The following is a 1615-nucleotide window of genomic DNA, read 5'->3' on the forward strand; positions in this document are numbered from 1 at the left end:
GGTAATATGGAAGAAGGAAGGCTACGTTGCGATGCAAATATTTCAATTAGAGAAGTTGGTTCAAATTTATTCGGTACAAAGACAGAAGTTAAAAACATGAACTCGATTAAAAATGTGATGGATGCGCTGCGATTTGAAATAGAAAGACAAATTGATATCATCTCAAATGGTGGTGAAGTAATTCAACAAACTTTGTTGTGGAATGCGGATAAACAAATGATTGAACCAATGCGCTCGAAAGAAGAAAGTCATGACTACCGTTATTTCCCAGAACCAGATTTACCTCAACTCGAAATTAGTGATGAGTTTATAGATAAAATAAGAATTGATTTACCTGAACTTCCATCTAAAAGAAAAGAAAGAATTAAAATTCAATACAACCTACCAGATTACGACATTGATATTTTAACCACAGAGAAAGAATACGCAGATTACTTCGAAGAAACTGCAAAGTTTACAAATGATTATAAAGCTATCAGTAATTGGTTCATGACAGAGATTCTTAAAATCCTTAATGATGAAAAAATTTCTATCAACAATTTTTCAATTAAACCTCAATGGCTCGGCGAGTTAATTAATTTGATAAATAATCAAACTATAAGTGGAAAAATTGCAAAAGATGTTTTTGCCGAAATGATTTCTAATCCTCAACCTCCTTCCGAAATAATTAGAACAAAAAATCTTGTTCAAATAACTGATGAAAATCTTCTGAAAGAGATTATTGATAAAGTCTTAGACGCAAATCAAAAACAAATCCAACAATATCTCGAAGGCAAAGAAAAAGTTTTTGCTCATTTTGTTGGCCAAGTAATGAAAGAAACAAAAGGCAAAGCTAATCCAAACCTTGTTAATAAAATTTTGAAGGAAAAACTTGAAGAATATCGTAATTCAAAAAAATCATGAATTAACTTTTCAATTACCATCATTCATGATGATTTCTTTGGTTAGCATTTCCATTCATGGTAACTCACGAACAGTTAAAAAATTAAATTTGAGGTCAAAATGTCTAAACCAAAAGTTGCATTAATTTTTACTGGTGGAACTATTTCAATGCGAATTGATGAGTCCACTGGTGGAGCAGTTCCTTACTTGAGTGGTAATGAATTAATTGAACTCGTTCCAGCACTTCAAGACATTGCAGAAATCGAGATTTACGATTTTGGTAAATATCCAGGACCTCACATGACCTTAGATTTAATGATGCAACTCAAAAATATTGTAAAACAGTATCTCCTTAGAGATGAAATAGTTGGCGTTGTGATTACACATGGAACTGACACACTCGAAGAAACTGCGTACTTATTAGATTTAACGATAAACTCACCTAAACCAGTTGTATTAACTGGTTCGATGAAAAATTCTTCAGAACCTGATTGGGATGGTGAAAAAAATTTAATTGATTCAATAACAGTTGCAATTAGTGAAAATTGTAAAGATTTAGGTGTACTTGTTTGCATGAATGGTGAAATTAATGCAGCAAGTGAAGTTTCAAAAATTTATTCTGATGAAATCGAGTCATTCAAAAGCCTTGATTTTGGTTCACTCGGTTTTGTGTCGAAAGGCCGAGTTATAATTAATCGTCTACCGAGAAAAAGAGAATACATCCCCTCCGATA

2 protein-coding genes are annotated in these 1615 nt (G+C 32.2%); both read left to right on the forward strand.

Going from position 1 to position 1615, the window contains the following annotated elements; genetic code table 11:
- Positions 1 to 903, forward strand: a 903-nt coding sequence (gene gatB / locus N2Z58_09380; GenBank protein MCX7654869.1) for an Asp-tRNA(Asn)/Glu-tRNA(Gln) amidotransferase subunit GatB, incomplete at its 5' end; no start/stop codon positions are given.
- Between the two features lie 99 nt (positions 904 to 1002).
- Positions 1003 to 1615, forward strand: a 613-nt coding sequence (locus tag N2Z58_09385; protein ID MCX7654870.1) for an asparaginase, incomplete at its 3' end; no start/stop codon positions are given.

Origin of the sequence: Fervidobacterium sp., assembly GCA_026419195.1 — a bacterium.
In the GTDB taxonomy this organism is placed as follows: Bacteria; Thermotogota; Thermotogae; order Thermotogales; family Fervidobacteriaceae; genus Fervidobacterium.